1 protein-coding gene and 1 pseudogene are annotated in these 1,195 nt (G+C 58.6%); one reads left to right on the top strand and one right to left on the bottom strand.

The window, feature by feature from the left end:
• Positions 1-661 (top strand): heme o synthase (gene cyoE, locus AC1DRJ_RS28575; protein WP_477805095.1); only part of this gene is annotated, 661 nt, incomplete at its 5' end.
• Positions 662-857: 196 nt separating this feature from the next.
• Here cyoE and AC1DRJ_RS28570 read toward each other — a convergent pair.
• Positions 858-1,195, bottom strand: a pseudogene (locus AC1DRJ_RS28570) (PLP-dependent aminotransferase family protein); the annotation flags it as partial.

Genomic DNA, 1,195 nt, shown 5'->3' with positions numbered 1-1,195 from the left:
GGTCCAGGGCTTGATCTCCCTGAAACTGGCCCTGGCTTTTGCGACCGTCCTGGGTGTCGCCGGCGTTGCGTTGTTGTACAAGGTGGCGAACCCGCTGGCCGCGCTGTTCGCGGTGATCGGTTTCATCATCTACGTCGGCTTCTACAGCCTGTACCTCAAGCGCAAGTCGGTTCACGGCACGCTGGTGGGCAGTCTGTCGGGCGCCATGCCGCCGGTGATTGGCTACGTCGCTGTGACCAACAGCTTCGACATGGCCGCACTGACGTTGCTGGTGATGTTCAGCCTGTGGCAGATGCCGCATTCCTACGCCATCGCGATTTTCCGCTTCAACGATTACCTGGCTGCATCGATTCCGGTGCTGCCAGTGAAGCGCGGCATCGAAGTGGCCAAGAAGCACATCCTGATCTACATCCTGGCGTTCCTCGTGGCGACCTTGATGCTGACTTTCAGCGGTTACGTCGGCATGAGCTACCTCGCCGTCGCCGCGGCCATGGGCATGTACTGGTTGTATATGGCCTGGACCGGTTACAAGGCAGTGGATGACACGGTCTGGGCACGCAAGCTGTTCGTGTTCTCGATCTTCACCATTACCGCGTTGAGCGTGATGATGTCCCTGGACTTCAAAGTGCCAACCGAACTGCTGCTGACGTACGCACCTTAAGCGTCGGAAGCTGTAAAAAAAGCCCCGCCTTCGAGAGAAGTGCGGGGCTTTTTGTTGGGGGCTGTCTGGGGGGACTGTGTTGCCCCCTTCGCGAGCAAGCCCGCTCCCACATTCGACCGCATTCCAACTGGAGAAACTCGGTCAAATGTGGGAGCGGGCTTGCTCGCGAAGGCTACACCTCGGTCTGTCAGGAAACTCACTTATCGAGCAACCGGAAAAACCGCTCACGCACCTGCGGATCATCACTGTGGGCAACGTTGAAGCGCAGAAAATTATTGGCATCGGCCGCTTTGCTCAACATCGTACCCGGCGTCAGCACCAACTCATTCTTGAGGCCTTTGTCGGCGAGGCTTTCGGCGTGAACACCGTTAGGCAATCGTGTCCAGATGAACAGCCCTTCACCCGGCACCGACGACACCGAGCATCCAGCTTCCACGAGCCAGCGCGCCACGCGACTGCTCGATTCATACAGGCGATCCACCGTGCGGCGGATGTGTTTGGTGTAGCTGCCGTTGCTGAGCATGGTATGGATGA

It is taken from the genome of Pseudomonas sp. P5_B2, from assembly GCF_056400445.1.
Note: the sequence above shows the minus strand (reverse complement) of the source record. Positions and strands in the feature narration are given on the sequence as shown.